The organism is Rhizohabitans arisaemae, from assembly GCF_025996515.1.
GTDB lineage: Bacteria > Actinomycetota > Actinomycetes > Streptosporangiales > Streptosporangiaceae > Rhizohabitans > Rhizohabitans arisaemae.
The window spans coordinates 667,615-692,039 of sequence record NZ_BLRH01000034.1; the positions used below are offsets into that span (position 1 = coordinate 667,615).

Genomic DNA, 24,425 nt, shown 5'->3' on the forward strand with positions numbered 1-24,425 from the left:
CTCTCACATACCGCCGAAAACCTGCAGGACGTCGCCTTCGCCTTCCCAGCCCGGCCACAGGTCGCGGTGGAGCTTGAGGAACCGGCTCGTCCACTCGACGGCCTCGGCCCTGTCGCGGACGTCGTAGATCGCGTAGCTGATCATTTCCTTGGTCTCGGCAAACGGGCCGTCGGTGACCGAGATCTCCCCGCCGGAGACGGTGATCCGGGCGCCGCCCACCGCGCTGGGGGCCAGCCCCGCGGTGTCGAGCAGGACCCCCGCCTTGACGGCCTCCGCACCCAGCTCCATGATCGCCTCCATCAGTCCCGGGGGCGGGGGCGTGGGGGGCTGAGAACTCCGCAACGTGGCCAGGTATCGCATCGAACTCTCCTTTTATCGGGTGTTCTCTTGAAACGGGGTTCAGCGGCGGTACTCGTGAACGGCGAAGGCCGTCAGCCAGCCCCAGACGACGATGATCGAAGCGGTGAACGCCAGGTTCGCCCAGACCGCACCTCCGCCCGCGGCGACGCAACCCCATCCGATGAGAAAGACGACGGCCACGATACGGGTGAGCGCGGGCGCGAATCGACGGGCGAGCAGGAAGGCCGCGACGATCAGGCAGAGGAAGCCGACTCCGCCCACGGCGAAGTGCAGCACGCCGTCCACGCTGATCGCGCCGGGCCCATCCGGGGTTCCGGCGGGGAATCCGAAGCCCGGGTCGGCCGGGAACACCCCGCCGCCCACCATGCCGACTCCGAACGCGCCGACCGGCCAGGACACCCGACCGGCTCCGGCTCGGCGCAGACCGGCCGCGAACGCCACGACCATCAGTCCGGTCAGGATCAGATTGGCGGTCTGGATCCAGCCGTAGGGCCCGTTCGCCATCATGCTCCAGGCGTGCCGCCCGAAGTCGAACCCGTCCTTGGTGAGGCCCTGAACCATCGACACCGCCACATAGAACGGCCCGGCGACGATCCCGTACCCGAGCAGCGAGCGGGTGACCCGGGCCTGCGGGGTGCAGCGGACAGCGGTGGCGGCGGCGTTCATGGGCTTCTCCCGTTGTTCGCGGGCCGGTCACTCCGGCCCGTTCACCAGTGCTACGAACACACCTCGACGGATTCGACGGTTCCGGCCGAAAATCTTCAGAAATCTTCGACGCACCTGAAACCCCAGCTCATCGGCTATATGTCTACGCCTCCCGCCGCAGCGCGAGCAAGAGCCGGGCCGAGAACCCTGCTTCCAGGCCGTCCCCCGAGGCCGGCCAAGCGCAGCCCGTACACGGCTGATCGTCGCGCTGTCCGCACCCCACAGGGTGCCCACACCGCAACGATCACCCCGACGGCGTACGAGCTCCGCCGGGCCAAGTCCGGCACAGCCCGTACACGAGCCCGGCGCAGCCCGTACACAAATGACCATCACGCTGTATGCACCCCGCAGGGTGCGCATACCGCAACGATCACACGGACTCCACGCGGGCCACCCCCGCACAGGGCCGGGAACACCAGCAAGATCGGGCCGGCTCACCCGTACCCCTGCCGAGAATGATCATTGCGCACTCCGCACCCCGCAGGGTGCACACACCGCAATGATCACCCCGACGGCGTACGAGCTCCGCCCAGGCCGATCCGCCACAACCCGTACACGAGCCCGGCACAGCCCGTACACAAATGATCATTGCGCTGTATGCACCTCAACGGGCGCGCACACCGCAATGATCATCCCGATGGCGTACGGGCTGCGCCGCCGGAAACGGGGCACAGCGGTCGGGGTCGACCCGGTACGGCCTGCCTGGTGTCTGTGCCCCGCGCGGTCGCGAGCCGGATGCGGTACGGACCTGGTCCCGGCGCCCGATCGCCTGCCGGGCGGGCCCGCGCGACCTTCCTCAGTAGCCGTGTCCGGCGGCACCGTTCTTCAGCAGCGCGTAGGCGGTGTCGGCGGCGTGGACGGCCTCCGGGTGGACCTCGTCGGCGCTCCGGCCCGCGGCGAGCTCGGACCAGGTGTCCCGGGCGAGCTCCTGCTGTACGGCGATCACCTGCGCGGCCGTCAGGCGGGCGGCGAGGCCGGTCCGTACGGCCTCGGCCAGGGCCTCGGCAAGTGCCTCGGTCTCGGCGGCGCCGTACTCGATCACGCGGGACGCGATGCTCGGCGTGGTGAAGACGAGCCGGTGGTAGGCGAGGACCTGGGGGTGGTCGCACAGGCCGCTGACCGGATCCCGGCGGTCGAGTTTCTCCACCAGGGAGCGGTGCAGGGCGTCCAGCGGGGTCTCGCCGGGACGGCGGTCCCGTACGGTCCGGGCCGCCTCGCCCCGGTGATCGGCGATCCGGTGCAGCAGCAGATCCTCTTTGCTGGCGAAGTAGCGGAACAGGGTGGGTTTGGAGACCTCGGCCGCGGCGGCGATGTCGCTCACCGACACCGCGTCAAACCCGTCGGCGAGGAACATCGCGATCGCGGTGTCGGAGAGGGTCTGCCGCGTGCGTGCTTTCTTCCGGGCCCGCAGGCCGCCGTCTTCGCTCATAGGCCAACCCTAGCGCCATCAGGTCATATATTTAACCCGGTAATATTTATGACCGGGTAAATATAGGGAGGGTTGAGTGACCGAGCTCGCCGAGGAAAGAAAGCACGCCGAACGCTGCGCCGCGGCGCTCAGGGGCATGCTCGACGGTGCCCATCGGAACGTCGTCATCGGGGAGGAGGTGGCCGGAGACCGCTACAGTGCCGAGCGGCTCGGACGCCACCTCAAGAGCCTCGCCAAACACCTGGAGGAGGACTCCGGCGGTCCCCCGTTCTTCGGCCGCCTGGACTTCGCGTCCGGAGACCATCAAGGCCGGCGCTACCACATCGGCCGGCGGCACATCTCCGGCGGCCTCGGCGGGCAGCCCCTCGTGCTCGACTGGCGGGCGCCGGTCTCCGAGGTCTTCTACCGGGCGAGCGCGACCGACCCGCGCGGAGTCGCCGTACGCCGCCGGTTCGGATGGAACGTCGGCTCGCTCACCGGCTTCGAGGACGAGCGGCTCACGGACGGCGCCGACACGGCCGGAGAGTCCCTCCTCCGGGCGGAGATCGAACGCCCCCGGGTCGGTCCGATGCGGGACATCGTCGCCACCATCCAGCCCGAGCAGGACGAGCTGGTCCGCGCCGCGCTGGAGGAGTCGATCTGCGTGCAGGGGGCGCCCGGCACCGGCAAGACCGCGGTGGGCCTGCACCGCGCCGCCTACCTGCTGTACGCGCATCGGCGCCGGCTGGAGCGCCGCGGCGTCCTGGTGCTCGGGCCGAGTCCGGCCTTTCTCGGCTACATCGCAACGGTCCTCCCCACTCTGGGGGAGTTCGACGTCGAGCAGACCACCGTGGAGCGGCTGGTTGCCCGCGGCCCCGTCCGCGGCCTGGACGACCCGGTGTGCGCGCGAATCAAGCACGACCCCCGGATGGCGGAGGTGCTCCGCCGGGCGTTGTACGGGCGAATCCGCGACCCGGCCGAGCCGATCGCGGTCCGCGAAGGCTCCGCCGTGCGCCGGGTGCCGCGGGAGCGGTTCGGCCGGATCGTGGATGAGACCCTGGGCGAGGCCGTCCCGTACGGAATCGGGCGGGAACGGATCCTCGCCCGGGTCCTCGGCCTACTGCGGCGCCAGGCCGAGGCCGCCGGGGAGAGCTGCGGCGCGGCCTGGGCCCGCGGGATGGGCCGGACCGTCGCCCCGGCCGTGGACGCGGTGTGGCCCGCGGTCCGGCCGGAGGAGGTGCTGGCGGAGCTGCTCGGCGACCCCGAGTCGCGGGCGAAGGCGGCGGACGGCATCCTGACCCGGGCGGAGCAGGAGGAGATCGGCTGGGGGAAACCGCCGCGCACCGTCAAGGCCGCCCGGTGGTCGACGGCCGACATGGTGCTGCTGGACGAGCTCGCCGGGCTGACGGAGCGGCCCCGCGGGTACGGCCATGTGATCGTCGACGAGGCGCAGGACCTCTCGCCGATGGAGTGCCGGGCGATCGCTCGCAGAAGCGAGTACGGCTCGCTCACCGTCCTGGGTGACCTGGCGCAGGGCACCACGCCGTGGGCCGCCCGCCACTGGCCGGAGCGGCTGGCGCACCTGGGCCGGCCCGACGCGAAGGTGATCGCGCTGACCACGGGTTTCCGGGTTCCGGCGGTCGTGGTCGAGCTCGCCAACTCCCTGCTGGGGGCGCTGGAGGTGGACGTTCCCGCCACCCGGTCGTTCCGGGCCGACGGCCGGCTGCGGGTCGAGCGGGTCACCGACCTGCGGCAGGCCGTGGTCACCGCGGTGCGGGCGGCGCTGGACCACGAGGGATCCATAGGCGTGATCGCGGAGGACGCCGCCGTGGCGGGTCTGACCGCGGCGTTACGGAAGGCGGGACTCGTCGACGACACGGCGGACCCGTTCGCCCGGGTCGGTGTGGTGCCGGTGAGCGTGGCCAAGGGGCTGGAGTTCGACCACGTGGTGCTGATCGAGCCCGCCGCGGTGGCCGAGACCGGGGAGCGGGGGCTCAACCGGCTCTACGTCGCCCTCACCCGGGCGGTCTCCCGGCTCGACGTGCTGCATTCCCGTCCGCTACCGGAGTTCCTCACGCCGTCTGCCCGATAAGCCGTCTGCCCGGCCAACGGGGGTGCCCCCGGCACCGGGCCGGGGGCACCCTGGTCTATCCGGCTTTCGATCAGCCGGGCGGGGCCACGCCGTTCTTGGCGACGGGTACGGCGAGCTGCTGGGCTTCGAGGAGGACGGTCGACTCGGCGGGCAGGTGGGAGAGCACCGGGTTGAGGTGGCTCAGGGTCAGCGGGACCGGGTTGATCGCCGGCGCGAGGATGTCGTACTTGAGCAGGTCGATCCACTGGACGATGTCCAGCACCCGCTGCGGAATCACGTCACCCCGCTTGTGTACGGGGAGGCACAGCTGCGGCGACCGGTTGATCTGCACCTGGGCGCGCGGAATCCGGTTGACCAGGACGGGGTTGAGCTGGTGCAGGACCACCGGACGGGCCAGGGAGTCCGGCGGGCTGACCGCGTAGCACTCCAGGTCGATGTGGGAGACCAGTTCCTTGATCTCGGGGGTGGGCGGGAAGGCGTGGTCCTTGGCGACCGGGACGCACAGCTGTTCCGGGGCCCCGATCACCGTCTGGAAGCGCGGGTGCCCGGCGAACACCGGGTTGAGCTGGCTGAGCACGATCCGGCGGTTCAGCGGGGTGCCCGTGACGCGGTAGCAGGAGAGGTCGACGTACCTGATGAAGTCGATCACCTCGGGGGGCGGGCTCCAGCCGTCCTTGATGACCGGGACGCACAGCTGCTCACGGTTGCCGAGGGTGACCTGGTGTGCGGGGAGCGAGACGAGCTGGGGGTTGATGTGGCTCAGCGTCAGCGTGGTGGTCGGCGGCTGGTACGGGTTGGTCTTGAAGCACTCCAGGTCGAGGTACGACACGAACGGGAACGGCCTGGGCAGGGCGGGGGCGGGGGCGGGGGTGACCGGGGATTCCGCGGAGACCGGCACCACGGAGAGGAACACCACGGCGATCAGCCCGGTGACGATCGCCAGCAGGCGTCGTCCCGGCATGTTCGTGAGGATGGGGCGCCGTCGCGCCCCGCGTCTGCCCGGCGTCTCGTCGTGAACGGTGGGGGAATTCGCCATCGCTCCTCCATGGGGGGTTGCTGGGCAGCCACGACGAGGGTCGCACTCCGTTGGGCGGACCCGGCCATGCCTGTGTAACCAGGACTTTCCTCTCAGTTGCCGCCGTTGACAAGGCTCATGACTGGCCACATCCGGACGTTCCGGGCTTGCGGCAAATTCACCGTATTTTCGTGATCTATATGTTGACTCGTTTGTTGACAGCAGGGTTCCACCGGTCTCACGAGTCACCATTTTTCACATCATGGTGATGTACGGCTGCCGCAGGCCGCTCCCCTACGCCGCCGCAGGGCGTACCCCGCGTTCAACGGTTTGGGCGGCGAGTCCGTCTGGGCGGTGACGGACCGACGAGAGGCGAAGGAATTGACTGACGATCCCCGCTTCGTGGAGTTCGTCGCCGCACGGGCCGATGCGCTGCTGCGCTACGGCTACGTGCTCAGCGGCAACCCCCACGACGCGGCCGACCTCACCCAGGAAGCGCTGATCCGGCTGCACCGCGCCTGGTCGCGGGTGCAGTCCAAGCAGAATCCGGAGAGCTACACCCGGATGATCATGGCGCGCCTGCACATCAGCTGGTGGCGGCTGCGCAGGCGAGAACGGCTCGCCTGGGACCTGCCCGACGAGACGCATCGGGACTTCCTGCCGTCCGAAGCCGAGCACGGGCTCTGGCAGGCGCTGACCGGACTCCCCCGGAAGCAGCGGGCCGTCCTGGTCCTGCGCTACTACGAGGACCTGGACGACGCCGAGATCGCCGAGGTGCTCGGCGTCTCCCGCGGGACCGTTCGCAGCCACGCGTCGCTCGGGCTGGGCAAGCTCCGCTCCTCCGTACCCCACCTCAAGACCGCCGACGGGAGCACGCGATGAACGACGACGTGGAAGACATCCTCCGCCGAGCCCTCAACCAGGCCGCAGGTCAGGCGCCGCGGGCGCCGGGAACCCTGGCCGCACACGTGGCGGGGCGCTCGCGCACGCGCAGGACCCGGGCGCGGATTCTGGTCGCCGCGGTCGCCGTCGTGGTGGTGGCCGGCGGCGGCACCGTCGCCCTGAACGCCTCCGGAGTCACGGCTCTCCCCGGCTTCGGCCCGGCCGGGGGGCAGCAGGCCGTGCCGGTGGACCCCTCAGCCGGTCCGGACCCTTCGACCTCGCCGGATACTGCGGTCTTCCCTCCGGTGTACACCGACCCGCCCACGGACCCGGTCGAACGGGAGAACACGGCGGTGGGCAATCCCGTACCGGCCGTAGCCGGCCGGCAACCCATCGAGAAGGTCTGGCCTCAGGCGGTCAGAAAGATCGGCGACAAACTACCCGACGGGCGCGAGTTCTTCCCCGTGGGCTTTCTGGACGACGGCACACTCATGGTGCGGACCGAGAAAAGCTATGCGAACACAAATGAGCTTCTCGCCTACGACCTGGATACCGACACTGTACGCAAGATAGCCGACGTGCCGGCCCCCGACGGGCCCCGTGGCTACGCGGTCGGCTTCAGTATCGGCGGGGGACATGTCGCCTGGTGGATGAATCCGGACCGGGGTACCGTCGACCTCTGGGTGGCCCCGCTCTCCGGTGGCCAGGCGAGGAAGGTCGCCTCGTACCAGGAGCAGCCTGCCGAGGATGGCTTGTACCATCGCCTCGAACATTTTTCGATCGCCGGTGACCGAATCGTCTTCTCCGTTGGAGGTGACGGTGCTTTCACGGTTCCTCTCGGGGGCGGAACGGTGGAGCCCGTGGCCGATACCAAGGGCCTGCATATTCTGCGCTGGCCATGGGTTGGTCGCTCGCCCTACCTATCCTTGCAGGTCGGACGCCCGGAACATCCGGTCTTCGTCGATATCCGCAACGTGGAAACCGGGGAGACGAGAACGGCCAAGGTCGGCCCGGGCGAAATGTTAAGCGAGTGCGGATTGTTGATATGCCAAGGCGGGAAGACCGTCGGATACAAACCTTTCCAGCGTTTCCGAGACGGATCTCAGCAAAAGACACTGCCCTTGTACGCACCGGAGTCGCTTTATCTCGTTCATGAGCGCCTCTACCTGTGGCCTTTCAAGAAAGGCAAGACGAAAGGCCTCACTCTGCACGACGCGGAGACAGGCCGGTTCGCCGACACCGGAATGCGATCCCCCAGCAACACGTCCCTCCCCCTTCATGCCTACAACAACCTGCTGTATCTCAAGAGGAACCAGGAGTTCCTTGTGATCAACTTGGACAAGATCAGCTGATTCCCCGCCCCGCTCACCAGGTGACGGGAAGCGCCTTGGGGCCGATGTCGAACGCGTCGTGGGTCCACTCGATCGCGTCGACCGGCACCTGGAGCCGGAGCCCCGGCAGATGACGGGCCAAGGCCCGGAGGGCGGCGACGACCTCCATCCGGGCCAGGTTCGCGCCGAGGCAGTAGTGCAGCCCGTGGCCGAAGACCAGGGACGGCCCGGGCCGCCCGGGTGCGAACCGGTCGGGGTCGGTGAAGCGCGCCGGATCGCGATGGGCGGCCTCCAGCCGGACCAGCACCAGGTCTCCCTTGGCGATGCTCACCCCGGCCACCTCCACCTCCTCGTGGGCGTAGCGCGGGAACGGCTCCCCGGTCATCCCCGCCTGCATGCGCAGGACCTCGGCCACGATCGCGTCGGCCTGCTCGGAGTCGGCTCCGGCCAGGTCGGCCGGCTTCCCTTCGGACAGCAGCCGGAGCACGCCGACCGCGACGGCGTTGCAGGCCGAGAGGTAGCCCCCGTTGACGATGGTCCCGACCAGGGCGATCAGCTCGGTGTCGGTGAGCCGCCCGTCCTCGGCGTCCCGCACCTCGATCAGGGTGCCGAGCAGGTCGTCGGCAGGCGCTTGCCGCTTGGCGGCGATCAGCTCGGCGGCGTACTCGCCGAGCCCCTGCCACGCCTGCGCGGCCACGGCGACGTCCTCCTCCGCGCCGAAGAAGAAGTCCACCGATCCCGCTGCTTCGGCCAGACGGCGGAACCGCGGGCGATCCTCGATCGACACGCCGAGAAGCTCGCCGATCACCATGATCGACAGAGGTGCCGCGAATCCGTCGACCAGGTCGGCGGGCGGACCCGTCTCGGTGAGCACCGTGATCTGCTCGTCGGCCAGCCGCTCGATCCGCGGACCCATCTCGGCGATCTTCCTGGCGCTGAACGCCTTCGACACCAGGCGGCGGAGCCGGGCGTGGGCCTCGCCGTCCTGAAACAACGAGTCGTTGCCCGGCACGCTCTCCCCCGGCGGCATGATCCCGAATCTCCGGTCGCCGAGCACCGCCGAGACGGCGTCGAAGGAGGTGACCAGCCAGGCCCGCCGCCCGTCCCGGGCGAACACCTCGGCGACGGGCGTCGCGTCCCGGAGCCGGGCGTAGGCCGGCGGCGGCGCCATCGAGTCGGGTCGCTCGAACGGCAGGGTCGGTGTGGTCGTGGTCATGGTGGGGCACCTCACTGTGGTGATCCATCCGGGTTGTCGGCCCGGAAGCGGTTGGGAGCCCCAACTCAACCGGCTGACGTCGCGTCACAGTCAAGGCGCGCGCCGCCCCCCGCCTTCTGCCGATCTTGTGCGGAAGTCCTCGGAGGAACGCCCCCGAGGACTTCCGCCGGCACCCCGCACGACGTCCCGGAAACCGCGATCGAATAGAGGCTCGACCAGCCCGCCGGTCCAGGTCTGCACCGACGCCGCAGACCTCCGCCGTTCGACGAGGTCCCGTACCGGACTTATCCGGCGAGGAGCGTGTCGAGCTTGGTGAAGGAGCTGAGCCAGCCCTGGCGGGCCATGTCCACCATGTCGCCGGAGTACGGGCTCTGCCGGAGCACCAGGCGGGTCTTGCCGCCCTCGTCGTGGAACTCGATGCGCATCCTGGTGTGGGAGACGCCCTCAAAGCCGGGGATCCCCTCGACCTTCTCGGTGCCCACGAGCAACTCGTTCTCGACGACCTCGGTGAAGGTGGCGTCGATAGGCGAACTCATCGTGGGGTCGAACTCGCTCACCATCGTGAACCGCTGGTGCCCCCCGGTCCTGGCGTCGATGTCGACGGTCTCCCGGGGCACCGAGAAGCCGACCGGGCCGAACCACCGGGCGAGCTGGTCGGGGTCGGTGAAGGCTCGGTAGACCATTTCGCGCGGGGCGTCGAAGATCCGGGTGATCACGAGTTCGTGGGTGGCTGTGGCTTCCGCCATGGGTCTTTCCCCTTACTGAGTCTTCTCCGGCGATTGCTCCGTCGCCGACTGCGCTTGCTGTATGGCCCGCAGATGAGCGTCCAACCTCGCGAAGTTGACGTCCCAGAACCGCCGATACCGCTCCATCCAGGCGGTGGCCTCCCGGAGCGGCTCGGGGTTGAGGCTGCTTGAGCGCCATTGCGCCGTACGGCTCCGGGAGATCAACCCGGCGTTCTCCAGCACCTTCAGGTGCCGGGAGATCGCCGGAAGGCTGATGGAGAACGGCTCCGCCAGCTCCGAGACGGTCGCGTCCCCCTCCGCCAGCCGGGCCAGGATCGCCCGGCGGGTCGGATCCGCCAACGCCGCGAAGATGGTGCTGAGCCGATCAGTCGTCACTTGATTAACCGCCTCGTTAATTAACCAATAGGTTATTTATAGCGAGAAGGACCGGGAGTCGTCAACCCGTACACGACCTCGTGTTCGAAACCTCCGCATCCGCCCCGCGACCGCGCTTGATCTCATCATGGGCGGTCACGCCGTCGCACCGCGCACTCCGCAGATGAGCTCCTCGTTAGCCCGGGGAGCGCGTTGCCTCCCACAGGGCGAGAACGTCCGGAGGCGCGTTCACGGTGATCACGACCGCCTTCGGCTGTGCCTTCGTCCGGCCGGAACCGGCACCGGTCCGTTTCTCCCGCCCCACCCGACCGCGCGCCGCGCACGGCACTCCGGTTCTCAGCCCATGCCGCGGCCGGCGGTCTCCTCGAAGACCAGGCTGGTGCGGGTGCCGCGGACCCCCGGAATCTCGTGGAAGCGCTCCAGCACGACGTGGCGCAGCGCCGCGTTGTCGGGTGTGCGGACCAGGACGAGCACGTCGAAGTCTCCGCCGACCAGGGCGATGTGGTCGACATAGGGGATCTTGCGCAGGTGCTGGGCGACGGTGCGCCAGGTGTTCTGCTCGATGGAGAGCATGACGTACGCGCTGGCGGTGAGTCCCACGCGCTGCGGGTCCAGCCGGGCGGTGAATCCGGTGATCGTGCCGTCGGACGTCATCCGGTTGATCCGCGCGTAGGCGTTGGCGCGGGACACGTGGACCCGCTCGGCGATGGCGCGGACCGACAGGCGACCGTCCCGGAGCAGCTCAGCGATGATCGCCTTATCCGTTTCGTCCAGGTGCGCGACCGATTGTCCAGCCGGGCCCCGCAGGGGGAGATCATCGGTTGACATGTTGCCCCGTTCCTCGGTCCCATCCGGCCATCTGTCGCCAATCGGCGACTGACATTGAACAAATAGTTCGCCATACCGAACAATTCTTGTCAAGCGTCTAAGCAAAGGTGGATTTGTCGTATGTCCGTGAAAACGCACCGGCAGGCCGTGCAGGGACTCCTGCCGGCGCTCACGCCGGTCCGGTTCGTCACCGAAGACGGCAGCCCGGTCAAGGAGTCGGCCGACTACGCCGAACCGTCGGCCGAACTGCTGCGCGAGGCGTACCGGCGGATGGTTCTAGGACGCCGCTTCGACACCCAGGCGACGATGTTGACCAAGCAGGGACGGCTGGCCGTCTACCCCTCCAGCCGAGGTCAGGAGGCGTGCCAGATCGCGGGCGTCCTCGCGCTGCGCGAGGACGACTGGCTCTTCCCGACCTACCGGGACTCCACCGCCCTGGTGACCCGGGGCGTGGACCCCGTCGAGGTGCTCACACTGCTCCGCGGCGACTGGCACTGCGGCTACGACCCGGCGGCCACCCGGACGGCACCGCAGTGCACCCCGCTCGCCACCCAGCTGCCGCACGCGTCCGGCCTGGCCCACGCCCTGCGCAGCCGCGGCGGCGACGCCGTGGTCATGGCGTTCGTCGGCGACGGCGGCACCAGCGAGGGTGACTTCCACGAAGCGCTGAACTTCGCCGCCGTGTTCAAGGCGCCGGTGGTGTTCTTCGTGCAGAACAACAAGTACGCGATCTCCGTCCCGCTGGCCCGCCAGACCGCCGCTCCGGCGCTGGCCTACAAGGGCGTCGGGTACGGCGTGCGGTCCGAGCAGGTCGACGGCAACGACCTGGTCGCCGTCCTCTCGGTGCTGACGGCCGCCGTCGAGCACGCCCGTACGGGCCACGGGCCGTTCCTGGTCGAGGCGCACACCTACCGGATGGACCCGCACACCAACGCCGACGACGCGGGGCGCTACCGGGACGACGCCGAGGTCGAACGGTGGCAGGGGGCCGATCCGCTGGCACGGCTGGAGACGTACCTGCGCGGCCGGGACCTGCTGACCGACGAGGACGTCGCGTCGGCCCGCGAGGCGGCGGAGGCGTTCGCCGCGGACCTGCGAACCCGGATGAACCTCGACCCGGAACTCGATCCGCTGGAGCTGTTCGACCACGTCTACGCCGAGCCGACCCCGCAACTCCGGGAGCAGCGCCAGATGCTCGCGGCGGAACTGCAAGCAGAGAAGGGCTGAACCGCCATGAGCACGGTCACGATGGCACAGGCGCTCAACACCGCGCTGCGCGACGCCCTGCGCGACGACGAGCGGGTCCTGGTCTTCGGGGAGGACGTCGGCCCCCTGGGCGGCGTGTTCCGGATCACCGACGGGCTGACCCGCGACTTCGGTGAGGAGCGGTGCTTCGACACGCCCCTCGCCGAATCGGGCATCGTCGGCTTCGCGGTCGGCATGGCGATGGGCGGCTACCGTCCGGTGATCGAGATGCAGTTCGACGCGTTCGCCTACCCCGCCTTCGAGCAGATCGTCTCGCATGTCGCCAAGTTCCGTAACCGCACCCGCGGCAAGCTCGGCCTCCCCATGGTCATCAGGGTCCCCTACGCGGGCGGCATCGGCGGCGTCGAGCACCACTGCGACTCCAGCGAGGCCTACTACGTCCACACCCCCGGCCTGAAGGTCGTCACCCCGGCGACCCCCGCCGACGCCTACTGGCTGCTGCGGGACGCGGTGGCCGATCCCGATCCGGTGGTCTTCCTGGAGCCCAAGAAGCTGTACTGGTCCAAAGAGGACACCGACCTGACGCGCCGGCAGGCCGAGCCGTTCGGCCGGGCCGTCGTCCGCCGCGCCGGGCGGGACGCCACCCTCGTCGCCTACGGCCCGTCGGTACCCGTCGCCCTCGAAGCCGCCAAGGTGGCGGCCGACGAGGGCATCGAGCTCGAGGTCGTCGACCTGCGCACGCTGGTGCCCTTCGACGACGAGACGGTCGTGGCGTCGGTACGCCGTACCGGGCGATGCGTCGTGGTGCAGGAGGCGCAGAGCTTCGCCGGGGTGGGGGCCGAGATCGTCGCCCGGATCCAGGAGCGGTGCTTCCACTCCCTGGCCGCCCCGGTTCTGCGCGTCGCCGGTTTCGACATCCCCTACCCGCCGCCGAAACTGGAGCACTCCCACCTCCCCGGCGTCGACCGCGTCCTGGACGCCGTCGACCGGCTGCAGTTCGACGACCGGCCCGACGTCCTCCACCTGGCCAGGGGTGCCGCATGAGCGTGGACACGCTGACCGACCGGACCTTCCGGCTGCCCGACCTCGGGGAAGGGCTGGTCGAGGCGGAGATCCTCGAATGGAAGGTCGCGGTCGGCGACACGGTCGAGATCGACCAGCTCGTGGTGGAGGTCGAGACCGCCAAGGCGGCGGTGGAGGTGCCCGTGCCGTTCGCGGGTGTCGTCACCGGCCTGCACGCGGGCGCCGGCGACGTCATCGGGGTGGGCTCGCCCCTGATCTCCGTCGGTTCGGCGGAGCCGGTGCCCGTCGCCGCCGAGCGGTACCGGGAGGAGGAGCGAGCCGGCTCGGGGAACGTCCTCATCGGGTACGGCACCGGTCACGCCCCCGCCGGACGCCGCAGGAAGGCCCGCGCCGAGCGGCGGACCACCGTCGTCGAGCTCCCCCCGCCGGACGCCCCGGCGACCCCGGCCCCCGCGGCGGAGACCGCCGACCCGCCCCGGCGGACGCCACTGGTGATCTCCCCGCTCGTCCGCAAACTGGCCCGGGAGAAGAACGTCGACCTGCTCCGGACGACGCCCAGCGGTCCGGGCGGGGTGATCCTGCGGCGCGACGTCGAGCAGGCCGCCGCCCTCGCCGGGCAGGCCGTCGCGGCCCCGGACTCCCCCGCGCCGGACGAGGACGCCGTCGAACGCATCCCGCTGCGCGGGCTGCGCCGGGCGGTCGCCGAGAAGCTCACCCGGAGCCGCACCGAGATACCGGACGCCACCACCTGGGTCGACGTGGACGCCACCGGGCTGCTGGCGGCCAAGGACATCCTGCGGGCCGCGGCACCGGACCGGCGGATCGGCCTGCTGGCGCTGCTCGCCCGGATCTGCGTCGCCGGGCTGCGGCGGTTCCCCGAGCTGAACTCCTCCGTGGACACCGCCCGGGGCGAGATCGTCCGCTACTCCGCGATCCACCTGGGTTTCGCCGCCCAGACCGACCGGGGGCTTGTGGTGCCCGTGGTGCACAATGCCCATCGGATGACCACAGCCCAGCTCGCCGCGGAGTTCGCCCGGCTCACCGAGCTCGCCCGGGCCGGAAGCCTGCCGCCCTCGGCGCTGACCGGGGGGACGTTCACCCTCAACAACTACGGGGTCTTCGGCGTCGACGGCTCCACCCCCATCATCAACCACCCCGAGGCCGCCCTGCTCGGCGTGGGCCGCATCGTGGACCGGCCGTGGGCCGTGGACGGGAAACTCGAGGTCCGCAAGGTCACCCAGCTCTCCTTCAGCTTCGACCACCGGGTCTGCGACGGCGGGGTCGCGGGCGGGTTCCTGCGCTACGTGGCCGACTGTGTGGAGCACCCCGAGACCCTGCTGCTCGACCTCTGAGGTCCCGCCGGGTTCCCCGCCGCCAAAGTCACGTCCACCCGGCGGCGGGGACGGTGCCACCGGTCACCCGTACGCCGTCGAGCCGGTGACCGGACATGCACCGCCGGCCTGCCGACGACCGGAAACGGCGGTCGGCACGACCACCGCCCGAACGGCCGACGAACCCTTACTGATCGTGTCAGGAGGATGGCAGGGCTTAGAAAGTCCCCGTGACTAACGTCGGTTCCGTCAACGCGAACCCATGGATCCCGGTGACGTCGAGTCGCCGGGACATTCGTTGGTCAAGGGGAGTCCACCATGAGCGAAGTGCAGGTGACCGCCGGGAAACCCACCCTCCGGAGCCGGGTCGCCAGGCCACTGGCCGTCCTCGGCGCCGCCGCGGTCCTCGCCGTCGGCGTCGTGTCGCCGGCGGCCGCGGACAGCGGGCGGAACGGATCCCTGTGGATCCGTGCGCACGGCGGCGTCGTCGACTCGCAGCACTACCCCGGCCCGCCGGTCGGGACCTACCACATCCACTACTGGCGGGCGGGAGGCGGCTGGGACCGGAACGGCGCCAACTACCACTTCCCCGGACGGACGGTGTACGGGAGGATCGCGGCTCCCGTCCCGGTGGGGGCCACGGTGTGCGCCGAACTCTGGTACCACAAGCCCGGTGGCGGCTACGGCTCGTACGGCCTTCCCTGCGTGCGCATGAGCTGACGCCGGGATGTGAGCGAAACGGGGCCCGGCCACGCAGGCGCGGTCAGGCCCCGCCCCTTCGCGGGAAAGGAACCTCATGCGTATGTGGAAGCCGATGCTCACCTGTACGGTCGCGGCGCTCGCGGTGACGGCCCTGCACGCGACGCCGGCCGCCGCCGCACGCGGGTCGCTGACCCTGGTCACGCCGACCGGGGCCGCGGTCGTCCTGCGCGATCCCGCCCCCGGATGCCACACGTCCGCCCAGCCGTTCACGGGTGTGGCCAACCGTACCGACACCTTTGTCACGGCGTACGCGGACACCGGCTGCTCGGGACCGTCGCAGGTCGTCGTCCCGCAGCCGGGAACGGTCGCCGTGGGCGTGCGGCGAAGCGTGGCGATCCCCCGCTGAGTCACCCCGGCTCCGGCGTCCGCGCCGACCACTCCCGCAGGCGCCGGACGGCCGCCGAGCGCTCCTGCCGGGTCTCCTCCTCGTCCAGGCGTTCGGCCGCGTACAGCCGGACCAGCTCCTGCATCGCATGCGCCGTAAGCCCGTGCCGGACGAGTTGATGTGCCCGGACGAGTTCGTCGAGCGACCGCCGCGCGTCCGGGATCGGGACGCCGAGCAGCGCCGCCACCGCCTCCTCCTCGACGGCGGCACCGCCCGGGTGCAGGCTCAGCAGCCGGAAGAGGTGCGCCGCCGGCGGGGTCAGGGCCCGGTAGGACCAGGAGAGCACGGATCGCAGGTCGCCCTGGGGATCGTCCCCCGTGGACAGGACGTTCAGCCGATCCCGCTGCGCTCGCAGGCGCCGGACCAGGTCGGCCGGCCCGTCGGCGGGTTGCCGTCCGGCCAGTTCGGCGGCGATGCACAAGGCGAGAGGCAGCCGGCCGCACAGCTCGGCCAGCTCGTACCCGAGTGCCGCCGGGGGCGCCGCCGGGCCCAGGATCTCGCCGAGCAGCGCCAGCGATTCCGGCGGCCGGAGCGGGTGCACGGTGACGCGGTGGGCACCCGCGAGGGCGCCCAGACCTCGGAGCTGGTTCCTGCTGGTCACGAGCACGAACACCTGCGACCCCGGCAAAAGCGGGCGCACCTGGGCACTGTCGCGGGCGTTGTCCAGGACGATGAGCATCCGCCGCCCGGTGAGGACGCTGCGCAGCAGCGCCGCACGCATGTCGACGCCGACCGGGAGCCGCGCCGCAGGCACGTCCAGCGCCTGGAGGAGCAGGCCCAGCGCCGCCGACGGCTCCACGGGTTCCGCGGTGCCGTAGCCGCGCAGGTCGAGGTAGAGCTGCCCGTCCGGAAAGCGGTCGCGTACGGCGTGTGCCCAGCGGACCGCCAGCGCGGTCTTGCCGACCCCCGCCGGACCGGACACCACCGCGATCTCGATCGGCCGTGAGGCGGGCTCCGTGCCCGGCCCGTGCTGCGCGCCGGAGCGGTGCAGGACGGCGTCGAGCTCGGCCAGCGTGTCCTCCCGCCCGGTGAAGCGGGAGACGTCCGACGGCAACTGCCGCAAGGGGACGGATGCCGACGCCGTCGGCACGGCCGGGCGTCGCCCGGGTGCGGTGAGGCCCTCGCGTGTGTCGTCCGGGGTCCCCTGGAGGAGCGCGCCGTGCAGCCGGCGCAGCCGCCGGCCGGGCTCCAGGCCCAGCTCCTCACGCAGCACCGAGCGGGCCTGCCGGTACACCTGGAGGGCGTCGGCGCGGCGCCCGGCTCCCTGGAGCGCCAGCATCAGCCGCTCCCAGACGGGTTCGCGGAGCGGATAGGCCGCGGCCAGATTCCACAGCTCGGGAAGCACCCCGTCGTGGTACCCGGCGGCCATCTCCAGGTCGAACCGCCGGGTCAGCGCCGCGAACCACTCCTCCTCGACCTGCGGCGCCAGCTCCCGCTCCAGCCAGGACGAGTCCACGCCGCCGAACGGCTCCCCCCTGCGCAACGCCAGGGCCTCGCGCAGGAGCCGCATCTCCTCCTCGGCGGTTCCGGCCGCCGCCGCCCGCCGTGCCCGGGCGGCCAGTTCACGGAAGCGCAGCAGGTCCACGTCCTGCCGGCGGATCCGGAGCGCGTAGCCGTGCGCCACGGTCTCGACGGTCTGCGGCCCGAGCAGGCGGCGCAGCCGCGTGATGTTGGTCTGGAGCGCGCCGCGTGGCCGCCCGGGAAGACGGTCCGCCCACATCCGCTCGGTGAGCGTGTCGGTCGAGACCATGCCGCCGCCCTCCAGCGCGAGGCAGACCAGCAGTGTCCGCAGCCGGCCGCCGGGCACCGCGACGGGTCTGCGGTCGGTGCTGACCGCAAGCGGCCCCCACAGACTCACCTGTATGTCCCCGTGCATCGAACCCCCGTATGTCCACACGATCACGTGACTGACCGTGGTCCTCGTCCCCGTCCGATCGGGTGCCCGTTTCGAATAGTCGGGCGATGTGCCGTTCGCCAGGCCGGTAAATGCGGCGGCGCAGGGACTGTTTCGATGCTAGGTGCGGTGTCCGATTGTCCGAAAGAGGTGCCGACCAGCGCCGGACAATCCTCTGACCTGGGCTTTTGTGCTCAGTAATTATCGGGTTCACGCTATTTCATGACATAGGGCACATGCACGGCGGCTGGGAACCCGTGTTCGGAAGTGGCGGTGCCGAGCCGGAGCGTAGGATGGATTCTCCGACGGCGGAGACTCGGCATGTTGACCAGGGGCCTTCACAACGATGGGTGCGGAACGGAGGGCGGGGCGGCCGGAGGGGTCGATCGATCCCGACGCCGGGCCCGCGGAACGCTTCGCCTGGGAGCTGCGGCTGCTCCGGGAGGAGGCCGGCGCTCCCGGCTATCGGGCCCTCGCCCGGAGGGCGCACTATTCGGCGAGCACCCTGGCCGAGGCCGCGCGGGGCAGGCGGCTGCCCACCCTGGAGGTGACCCTCGCCTACGCCGAGGCCTGCGGCGGAGACCGCCAGGAGTGGACGGCACGCTGGCAGGCGGCCGCAAGCCTGGTGAACGCCACCACGGCGCCCCATGCCGACGAGGGGTGCCCGTATCCGGGGCTGGCCGCCTTTCGGGCGCGCGACGCCGACTGGTTCTTCGGACGGTCGGACCTCGTCACCCGGCTCTCCCGGCGGCTGCGGGCCGACGGGCCCCAGGGCCTCACCGCGCTGTTCGGCGCCTCGGGCAGCGGAAAATCGTCGCTGATTCAGGCCGGCCTGCTCCCGGCCCTGCCGCGGGAGTGGTGTCCCGTGGTGTTCACCCCGGGCGCCCATCCCCTCGCCGAACTCGCCGACGCGCTCGCCGTACGGACCGGGGACGACCCCGGCGCGCTTGCCGCGAGAGTGGCCGAGGACCCCTCATCGGTCGGGCCGCTGATCGGCACCTGGCTGGCCGACCGGCCGGAGCGCACACACCTGCTGCTCGTCGTCGACCAGTTCGAGGAGACCTTCACGCTCTGCTCGGACACCGGCGAACGCGACGTCTTCCTGCGCGCCGTCCGCGAGGCCGCGCGTGCCCCCCTCGATCGTCTCCGGGTGGTCCTGGCGGTACGGGCGGACTTCTACGCGCACTGCTCCGGCGACCCCCACCTCGTCGCCGCGCTGACCGAGGGGACCCAGGTGCCGATCGGCCCGCTCAGCCAGGACGGGCTGCGCGAGATCATCACCGCGCCGGCGGCCAAGGCCGGCCTCGACGTCGAGGCCGATCTCGTCACCGTGCTCTGCGCGGAGGCCGGCGGCGAGCCCGGCGCGCTGCCCCTGCTTTCCCACGCGCTGCGCGAGACGTGGCGCCGCAGAACGGGGCCGGTCCTGCGGCTGGGGGACTACCGGGCGGGCGGCGGCCTGCGCGGCAGCATCGCCCAGACCGCCGAGACGATCTACCTGGCCGGCGACGCGGTACGGCGCCGGGCGATCCGCACCGTCTTCCTCCGGCTCACCGCCCTCGGCGAGGGCACCAAGGACACCCGGCGGCGCGTCGGCCACGCCGAGCTGACCGGCGTGACCGGGGCCGGGGATCTGCTGGAGACGCTGGCCCGCGCCCGCCTGGTCGTGCTCGACCGGGACACGGTCGAGGTCGCCCACGAGGCGCTCATCTCGGCGTGGCCGCGGCTGCGCCACTGGCTGGCCGACAGCCGGGACGATCTGCGCACCCACCGACGGCTGACCCAGGCCGCGCTCACCTGGGCGGAGCTCGGCCGCGACCGGGGGACTCTCCTGCGCGGCGGTTATCTCGCCGCCCTGCGCGACTGGGCCGCCCGGCGGCGGGAAGACCTCAACACCCTCGAAGAGGAGTTCCTCGCCGCCTGCTCCGGAGCGGAACGGCGCCGCAGCCGCCTGGCCCGGTATCTGGTCGCCGCGATGGCGGTGCTGCTGGCCCTCGCCGTCGCCGCGGCCGTCACCGCGGTGAACGCGCAGGATGTGGCGCACGACCAGCGGGACACGGCCCTCGCGGAGAAGGCCGCCGGGGAGGCCGCCGCGCTGCGCGAGGCCGATCCGGCGCTCGCCGCGCAGCTCGGCCTCGCGGCCTACGGCCTGGCCCCCACGGTCGCTACCAGGAGCAGTCTGCTGAGCGCGTTCGCCGCCCCGTTCGCCACGAAGATCGCCCATCACATCAACACCGTCGCGTTCGCGCCCGACGGGCGGGTCATGGCGGCCGGGGGCGACGACCGGACGATCCGGCTCTGGGACATGTCCGCGCCGCACCGCCCCGTGCTCCTCGCCGATCTTCCCGGGCAGCCGGACGCCGTCGAGTCGATCGGCCTCATCGACGGGGGGCGGACCATGATCAGTGCCGCCTACGACGGTTCGGTGCGGTTCTGGGACCTGTCCGAGCCGCGCCGCCCCGTGCTTCGCTCCGGGTTCGCCGCGCACGACGCCGCCGTCTACCACGCGCTGCCGGGGCCCGACGGCCGTACCCTGTTCACGGCGGGCGGGGACGGCACCGTGCGCGTCTGGGACCTGTCCCGCCCCTCGCGTCCGACCAGGATCGCCGAGCTGACCGGGCATAAGACGATGATCGGCGCGGCCGCCCTCAGCCGGGACGGCGACACGCTCGTCACCGGCGGCCCCGACGGGAGCACCAGGATCTGGGACGTCCGCACCCCGCGCCGCCCCCGCCTGCTCACCCGGCTCCCCGACCGCAAGGACCAGGTCACCTCCGTCGCCCTCGCTCCGGACGGGCGAACCCTGGCGGTCGCCGGGTACGACCACCGGACGACGCTGTGGGACCTCACCTCACCCGGTGAGCCGGTTGCCCTCGCGACGCCGGCCGGGCACACGGCGCCCGTCCAGAAGGTCGCGTTCAGCCCGGACGGGCGGCTGATGGCGACCGGCGGATGGGACTTCACCGTGCGCGTGTGGGACGTCTCCCGGCCGCGGCGGCCGACCGCGCACACCACGCTGTCCGGGCATACCAACACAATCTGGGGGTTGGCCTTCAGCCGCGACGGATCGCACCTGATCTCAGCCGCCGCGGACGGCACCGCCCTCGTCACCGACCTGCCGGGACCGGTCCTGGCTGGACACGGCGGCGCCCTGTCCACCCTGGACGTCCGGGCCGACGGCAGACTCGCCGTCGTCGGCGGCGAGGACTCCACCGCCCGGCTGTGGGACGTCGCCGACCCGCACCGGCCCGTCCCCCTGCCGGTCCTGACCGGGCACACGGCACAGGTCAAGGCCGTGGCCTTCAGCGGCTCGGGGCGGCTGGCCGCCAGCGGCGGCATCGACACGCGGGTGCACCTCTGGGACGTGTCCGATCCGCGGCGCCCGGTGCGGCGGGACACCCTGGAGACGGGCGCCGACGTCCGGACCGTCGTCTTCCTGCCCGGCGACGGGCTCCTGGCGAGCGCGGGGGGCAGCGTGGCGGAGGTCAAGCTCTGGGCGGTGTCCGGCCGCAGGCAGCGGCGGCCCATCGGAGTGATCAAGCAGAACATGGGCTCGCTGTCGCTCGCCGCCGACCCCCGCGGCGGGCTGCTCGCCGTCGTCCAGGACCGTGAGGTGCACCTGTGGGACGTCCGCGACCCGCGTCGCCCCAGCAGGACGGCCGTGTTCACCGCGCACCCGAACACCGTCCAGAAGATCGTCTTCGACCGCGGCGGGCACCGGCTGGCCACCGCCGGGCTCGACGGCACCGCCCGGGTGTGGGACGTCGCCGACCCGGCGCGGCCGCGGGCGCTGGCCACCCTCGCCAGCCACGTCGGCGGCGTGCAATCCGTCGCCTTCGCACCGGACGGCCGCATCCTGGCCACCGCCGGACTGGACGGCACCGCCCGGCTGTGGCGCCTGCGCGCCGACGCCCCGCCGGAGCCGTACGCCGTGCTCACCGGGCACGGTGACCGCGTGCACGCGCTCGTGTTCGGGCCGGGGTCGCACACCCTGCTCACCGCCGGTGAGGATCGCACCGCGCGGCTGTGGGACGTCGACCCCCACCGGGTGGCGGCGCGGATCTGCGCCCTCGCCCATCCGCGGATCGGGCCGCGGGAGTGGACCGGGCACTTCCCCGGCCTCCCCTACCGGCCACCGTGCGGGCCGCCGCCGTAGGCTCGGGCCGCCTTCAGGCCGTACCGGAACGGGGTGGAAAACACCCGCCGGATCGGGTACGGACACGTCCGGGCGTCCCGGTCAGGCGATGGACCGGAGGATCTCCTCGACGTCCTGCCGGGTCACCGGCTTGGGGTTGTTGCGCAGCATCGGGTCCCCCATCGCGGCACGGGCCACGTCCACCGGATCGAAGGGGCCGGCGTCGGTGTCCCGCAGCGACATCGGGAGTCCCAGGTGCCGGGCCATGGCACGGACCGCGTCCCCCAGCGAGCCGGACCGGTCGACCCGCACCGGAGTCCCCTCGGGGATCGCGCGCATGAGTTCCCGCTGCCGCTCCCGGGAGTGGCTCTCGTTGAAGTCGAGGACGTGGGGCAGCACGAGGGAGGCCGTGTATCCGTGCGGGATGCCGGTGCTCGGCCCCAGATGATGGCCGATCGCGTGCGACAGGCCGCCGATGACGTTCAGTGCGCCGTACGCTGCCATCCACGCCGCCTCCTGGCACCGCAGCCGCGACAGCGACGTCGGGGTGTCCTCGCAGGCCGGAGGCAGGTTCTCCCACAGAAGACGCCACGCGCCCAGGCACAGGGCGTCGGTGAAGGAGGAACGGCCGGTGGAGAGGTACCACTCCACGCAGTGGTCGAGGGTTTTCATGCCGCCCGCCGCCCACAGCCACGTGGGGGTCCGCGCCGCGAGAACGGGATCCAGAACGGCCTCCACCGGGGCGAGCCGCTCATCCCAGAACATGGCCTTGGTCCGCGTACGCGGATCCGTCACGGTGAACGAGTACGTGAACTCGGAGCTGCCGAGCGTGGTCGGCACCGCCACGTGCGGGAGCGGCGCCCGCTCCAGTGGAGCGGGCCGGGCACCGCCGTCGATGCGGTGGGCCGCGAACGCGTCCCAGTCGGTGAGCCCGTTCGGGACGCCCATGGCGACGGCTTTGGCGGTGTCGACGACGCTGCCGCCGCCGATGCTCACCACCCCGTCGGCCTCGATCGACGCACCGGTGCGAACCGCCTCGATCGCCGAGGCGGCCGGCACGTGCGGCCGGACCCCGGAGAACAGCCGCACCCCCTCGGGGACACCGCCCTCCGCGAGCAGGGCCTGAACGGACGGGCTGGTCACGAGCAGGACCCGGTGCAGGCCGAGCCGCTTCAGGTGTCCCGCCAGGTCGTCCAGGGTCCGCTCGCCGTAGTGCACCACGGCCAGCGGCGGCAGCGTGAACGATCGGGCGTCCGGGCCTCCGTATGCCACAGAAGATCTCCTAGTGTGCGAAGGGAATCGGCTTCCGGTCACGGGCGATGCCCGCCCGGCGTCCTACGCGGGTGTCAGCCGCCGCACGTCCGGCAGGCGGTCGCAGTCCAGCAGCGTGTCCCACAGCCGCTCCGCGTCACCCGTGGGCAGCGCCGCTCCGGCCAGCTGGAGGAACTTCCGGCGGATGTGGTGATCGCTTGCCGGGTTCTTGTCGTTGCCGTAGGGGTTGTCACACCACCCCGTCACGATCCTCCCGTCGCGGAACCGCACCTCGGCCCCGGCCCGGTGGATGTCGGGGAACAGCTCGTCGAGCGCGGGATCCGCGACGATCGCGACCCGGGACGCCAGCGCGCGGATCCGCGGATCCGCCAGCGCGTCCGGTTCGAACGCGTCCACGCCCGCGTGCCCGTGGGCGAGCAAGGCGGCCGTCGCGTAGCGGATCGAGAACCTCGCCGAGAGCGCGGAACCCGGCGGGGGCAGGTGGCCGAGTTCCGCGGCGCGGGCGCTCACGGTCACCGTCACCGCCTCGATGCTCTCCGGATCCGGCGCCGACGCCATCCGCCAGGGCGTGCCGTCGTTCCCGAACGCCTCGACCAGGGCGTCGAGCACCGGATGGACGTGCCCGCACGTGGAGTGGAACTTGACGTACCCCGCGTCGACCGCCCACTTCTCACCCAGGTCCCGCGTCAGCTCGTCGTCGTCGACCGACGAACCCAGTAACCGGCCGAAAACCTCCGGCACGGCTTCACCGTTGGACGTGAAGCCGGCGTCCGCGAGCCGCAGGGCGAGGAATCCGGCCGAGCCGCTCAACGTGGGCGTCGCGCTGTGCATGTCGGCACCTGAGTACGGGGAGCCGTACGACGTCGCCGAGGCGACCCCGGCGGCGCCGTTCATCGCGGTCAGCACTATGGGCGCCGGGCGGCCCAGCAGCCGGGCCAGTCCCGCCGCGACCGCCGCGTGGCCGAGGTTGCCGTGGCAGTGCACGCGGTCCCTGAGCCGTACAGCTCGCTGGAGGCGACCCTGGACCTCGTACCCCAGGATGAACGCCGTGAGGAAGTCGTAGCCGCTCATTCCCTCGGCCTGGGCCAGGGCCAGGAGCGGCGGGAGGACGTGCATGGCGGGGTGGCCGGTCGGCCGGGCGCCCTCGTCGAGTTCGGTGGAGCAGATGAAGATCGCATTGAGAAGCGCGGCCTCCTGGTAGGAGGCGGTGGGAAAGCCCGGTGCGAGCAGCCGGGCCGCACCCTCGGTGCCGTGCGCGGCGATCAGGCGACGGGCGGGGAGGGTCCGCGAGCCGCGGATCCCGACCCCGAACGTGTCGGCCACGACACGGGCGGCCCGGCGGCGGGTGGACGCCGGGATGTCCTCGCCCCGCACGCCGGCGACGAACTCGGCGAGCGACGCCATCGCCTCCGCAGTCCTGGACGGCTTCTCCTGCATCCGGTGACACCACCTTTGGTACGCC

General features: G+C 71.6%; 20 protein-coding genes. 9 read left to right on the forward strand and 11 right to left on the reverse strand.

Annotated features, from left to right (window positions below):
• Positions 1-3: 3 nt before the first annotated feature.
• The 3 genes from RUR_RS18620 to RUR_RS18630 all read right to left on the reverse strand — a co-directional run bounded on the left by RUR_RS18620 (position 4) and on the right by RUR_RS18630 (position 2,494).
• The gene (locus tag RUR_RS18620; RefSeq protein WP_283136351.1) at positions 4-360 is read right to left on the reverse strand and encodes a YciI family protein; all 357 of its coding nucleotides are present in this window, start codon (positions 358-360) and stop codon (positions 4-6) included.
• A gap of 39 nt (positions 361-399) precedes the next feature.
• A complete protein-coding gene (locus tag RUR_RS18625; protein ID WP_283136352.1) occupies positions 400-1,026 on the reverse strand; it encodes a DUF998 domain-containing protein in 627 nt (208 codons plus the stop codon).
• An 835-nt stretch (positions 1,027-1,861) separates the two neighbouring features.
• Positions 1,862-2,494: a TetR/AcrR family transcriptional regulator gene (locus RUR_RS18630; protein WP_283136353.1), complete on the reverse strand. Its 633-nt coding sequence runs from the start codon at positions 2,492-2,494 to the stop codon at positions 1,862-1,864.
• A 76-nt stretch (positions 2,495-2,570) separates the two neighbouring features.
• Here RUR_RS18630 and RUR_RS18635 point away from each other — a divergent pair, with 76 nt between their 5' ends.
• The gene (locus tag RUR_RS18635) at positions 2,571-4,565 is read left to right on the forward strand and encodes a HelD family protein (protein WP_283136354.1); all 1,995 of its coding nucleotides are present in this window, start codon (positions 2,571-2,573) and stop codon (positions 4,563-4,565) included.
• A 70-nt stretch (positions 4,566-4,635) separates the two neighbouring features.
• Here RUR_RS18635 and RUR_RS18640 read toward each other — a convergent pair whose 3' ends face one another.
• Positions 4,636-5,601, reverse strand: coding sequence for a hypothetical protein (locus RUR_RS18640; RefSeq protein ID WP_283136355.1), 966 nt, complete (start codon positions 5,599-5,601; stop codon positions 4,636-4,638).
• Between the two features lie 360 nt (positions 5,602-5,961).
• On the opposite strand from RUR_RS18640, the gene RUR_RS18645 reads away from it, so the two are divergent.
• Both RUR_RS18645 and RUR_RS18650 read left to right on the forward strand, forming a co-directional pair.
• Positions 5,962-6,462 carry a SigE family RNA polymerase sigma factor gene (locus tag RUR_RS18645; protein WP_283136356.1) on the forward strand — a complete coding sequence of 167 codons (501 nt, stop codon included), beginning with the start codon at positions 5,962-5,964 and terminating at the stop codon, positions 6,460-6,462.
• Complete coding sequence (locus RUR_RS18650) at positions 6,459-7,814, forward strand: TolB family protein (RefSeq protein ID WP_283136357.1); 1,356 nt, start codon at positions 6,459-6,461, stop codon at positions 7,812-7,814. Before RUR_RS18645 ends, RUR_RS18650 begins: the two co-directional genes overlap by 4 nt.
• A gap of 13 nt (positions 7,815-7,827) precedes the next feature.
• Here RUR_RS18650 and RUR_RS18655 read toward each other — a convergent pair whose 3' ends face one another.
• The 4 genes from RUR_RS18655 to RUR_RS18670 form a co-directional block, all read right to left on the reverse strand.
• On the reverse strand, positions 7,828-9,009 hold the full coding sequence (locus RUR_RS18655) for a cytochrome P450 (protein WP_283136358.1): 1,182 nt from the start codon (positions 9,007-9,009) through the stop codon (positions 7,828-7,830).
• A gap of 284 nt (positions 9,010-9,293) precedes the next feature.
• Entirely contained in the window at positions 9,294-9,755 is a 462-nt protein-coding gene (locus tag RUR_RS18660) for an SRPBCC family protein (protein WP_283136359.1), read from the reverse strand.
• A gap of 12 nt (positions 9,756-9,767) precedes the next feature.
• Positions 9,768-10,130, reverse strand: coding sequence for an ArsR/SmtB family transcription factor (locus RUR_RS18665; RefSeq protein WP_283136360.1), 363 nt, complete (start codon positions 10,128-10,130; stop codon positions 9,768-9,770).
• A gap of 336 nt (positions 10,131-10,466) precedes the next feature.
• Complete coding sequence (locus RUR_RS18670) at positions 10,467-10,958, reverse strand: Lrp/AsnC family transcriptional regulator (RefSeq protein ID WP_283136361.1); 492 nt, start codon at positions 10,956-10,958, stop codon at positions 10,467-10,469.
• 120 nt (positions 10,959-11,078) lie between these two features.
• On the opposite strand from RUR_RS18670, the gene pdhA reads away from it, so the two are divergent.
• From pdhA to RUR_RS18695, 5 genes are all read left to right on the forward strand, one after another.
• On the forward strand, positions 11,079-12,185 hold the full coding sequence (gene pdhA / locus RUR_RS18675) for a pyruvate dehydrogenase (acetyl-transferring) E1 component subunit alpha (RefSeq protein WP_283136362.1): 1,107 nt from the start codon (positions 11,079-11,081) through the stop codon (positions 12,183-12,185).
• A gap of 6 nt (positions 12,186-12,191) precedes the next feature.
• A complete protein-coding gene (locus RUR_RS18680; RefSeq protein ID WP_283136363.1) occupies positions 12,192-13,208 on the forward strand; it encodes an alpha-ketoacid dehydrogenase subunit beta in 1,017 nt (338 codons plus the stop codon).
• Complete coding sequence (locus RUR_RS18685; protein WP_283136364.1) at positions 13,205-14,539, forward strand: dihydrolipoamide acetyltransferase family protein; 1,335 nt, start codon at positions 13,205-13,207, stop codon at positions 14,537-14,539. Before RUR_RS18680 ends, RUR_RS18685 begins: the two co-directional genes overlap by 4 nt.
• Before the next feature lie 297 nt (positions 14,540-14,836).
• Positions 14,837-15,238 (forward strand): hypothetical protein, encoded by a 402-nt coding sequence (locus RUR_RS18690; RefSeq protein WP_283136365.1) that lies wholly within the window; start codon positions 14,837-14,839, stop codon positions 15,236-15,238.
• Positions 15,239-15,314: 76 nt separating this feature from the next.
• Positions 15,315-15,626 (forward strand): hypothetical protein, encoded by a 312-nt coding sequence (locus RUR_RS18695; RefSeq protein WP_283136366.1) that lies wholly within the window; start codon positions 15,315-15,317, stop codon positions 15,624-15,626.
• A gap of 1 nt (position 15,627) precedes the next feature.
• Here RUR_RS18695 and RUR_RS18700 read toward each other — a convergent pair whose 3' ends face one another.
• Positions 15,628-17,541, reverse strand: a complete 1,914-nt coding sequence (locus RUR_RS18700; RefSeq protein ID WP_283136367.1) for an AfsR/SARP family transcriptional regulator — start codon at positions 17,539-17,541, stop codon at positions 15,628-15,630.
• Between the two features lie 364 nt (positions 17,542-17,905).
• On the opposite strand from RUR_RS18700, the gene RUR_RS18705 reads away from it, so the two are divergent.
• Positions 17,906-21,712 carry an nSTAND1 domain-containing NTPase gene (locus RUR_RS18705; RefSeq protein WP_283136368.1) on the forward strand — a complete coding sequence of 1,269 codons (3,807 nt, stop codon included), beginning with the start codon at positions 17,906-17,908 and terminating at the stop codon, positions 21,710-21,712.
• An 81-nt stretch (positions 21,713-21,793) separates the two neighbouring features.
• On the opposite strand, the gene RUR_RS18710 is transcribed toward RUR_RS18705, so the two are convergent.
• Positions 21,794-22,963 carry an iron-containing alcohol dehydrogenase family protein gene (locus RUR_RS18710; protein ID WP_283136369.1) on the reverse strand — a complete coding sequence of 390 codons (1,170 nt, stop codon included), beginning with the start codon at positions 22,961-22,963 and terminating at the stop codon, positions 21,794-21,796.
• A gap of 63 nt (positions 22,964-23,026) precedes the next feature.
• Positions 23,027-24,400 (reverse strand): MmgE/PrpD family protein, encoded by a 1,374-nt coding sequence (locus RUR_RS18715; protein ID WP_283136370.1) that lies wholly within the window; start codon positions 24,398-24,400, stop codon positions 23,027-23,029.
• Between the last annotated feature and the right edge of the window lie 25 nt (positions 24,401-24,425).

What these genes read in the sequence shown, in the direction of transcription:
- RUR_RS18620 (WP_283136351.1), bottom strand. Translation starts at nt 360, where the DNA reads ATGCGATACCTGGCCACGTTGCGGAGTTCTCAGCCCCCCACGCCCCCG.
- RUR_RS18625 (WP_283136352.1), bottom strand. Translation starts at nt 1,026, where the DNA reads ATGAACGCCGCCGCCACCGCTGTCCGCTGCACCCCGCAGGCCCGGGTC.
- RUR_RS18630 (WP_283136353.1), bottom strand. Translation starts at nt 2,494, where the DNA reads ATGAGCGAAGACGGCGGCCTGCGGGCCCGGAAGAAAGCACGCACGCGG.
- RUR_RS18640 (WP_283136355.1), bottom strand. Translation starts at nt 5,601, where the DNA reads ATGGCGAATTCCCCCACCGTTCACGACGAGACGCCGGGCAGACGCGGG.
- RUR_RS18650 (WP_283136357.1), top strand. Translation starts at nt 6,459, where the DNA reads ATGAACGACGACGTGGAAGACATCCTCCGCCGAGCCCTCAACCAGGCC.
- RUR_RS18655 (WP_283136358.1), bottom strand. Translation starts at nt 9,009, where the DNA reads ATGACCACGACCACACCGACCCTGCCGTTCGAGCGACCCGACTCGATG.
- RUR_RS18660 (WP_283136359.1), bottom strand. Translation starts at nt 9,755, where the DNA reads ATGGCGGAAGCCACAGCCACCCACGAACTCGTGATCACCCGGATCTTC.
- RUR_RS18670 (WP_283136361.1), bottom strand. Translation starts at nt 10,958, where the DNA reads ATGTCAACCGATGATCTCCCCCTGCGGGGCCCGGCTGGACAATCGGTC.
- pdhA (WP_283136362.1), top strand. Translation starts at nt 11,079, where the DNA reads ATGTCCGTGAAAACGCACCGGCAGGCCGTGCAGGGACTCCTGCCGGCG.
- RUR_RS18680 (WP_283136363.1), top strand. Translation starts at nt 12,192, where the DNA reads ATGAGCACGGTCACGATGGCACAGGCGCTCAACACCGCGCTGCGCGAC.
- RUR_RS18685 (WP_283136364.1), top strand. Translation starts at nt 13,205, where the DNA reads ATGAGCGTGGACACGCTGACCGACCGGACCTTCCGGCTGCCCGACCTC.
- RUR_RS18690 (WP_283136365.1), top strand. Translation starts at nt 14,837, where the DNA reads ATGAGCGAAGTGCAGGTGACCGCCGGGAAACCCACCCTCCGGAGCCGG.
- RUR_RS18695 (WP_283136366.1), top strand. Translation starts at nt 15,315, where the DNA reads ATGCGTATGTGGAAGCCGATGCTCACCTGTACGGTCGCGGCGCTCGCG.
- RUR_RS18700 (WP_283136367.1), bottom strand. Translation starts at nt 17,541, where the DNA reads ATGCACGGGGACATACAGGTGAGTCTGTGGGGGCCGCTTGCGGTCAGC.
- RUR_RS18705 (WP_283136368.1), top strand. Translation starts at nt 17,906, where the DNA reads ATGGGTGCGGAACGGAGGGCGGGGCGGCCGGAGGGGTCGATCGATCCC.
- RUR_RS18715 (WP_283136370.1), bottom strand. Translation starts at nt 24,400, where the DNA reads ATGCAGGAGAAGCCGTCCAGGACTGCGGAGGCGATGGCGTCGCTCGCC.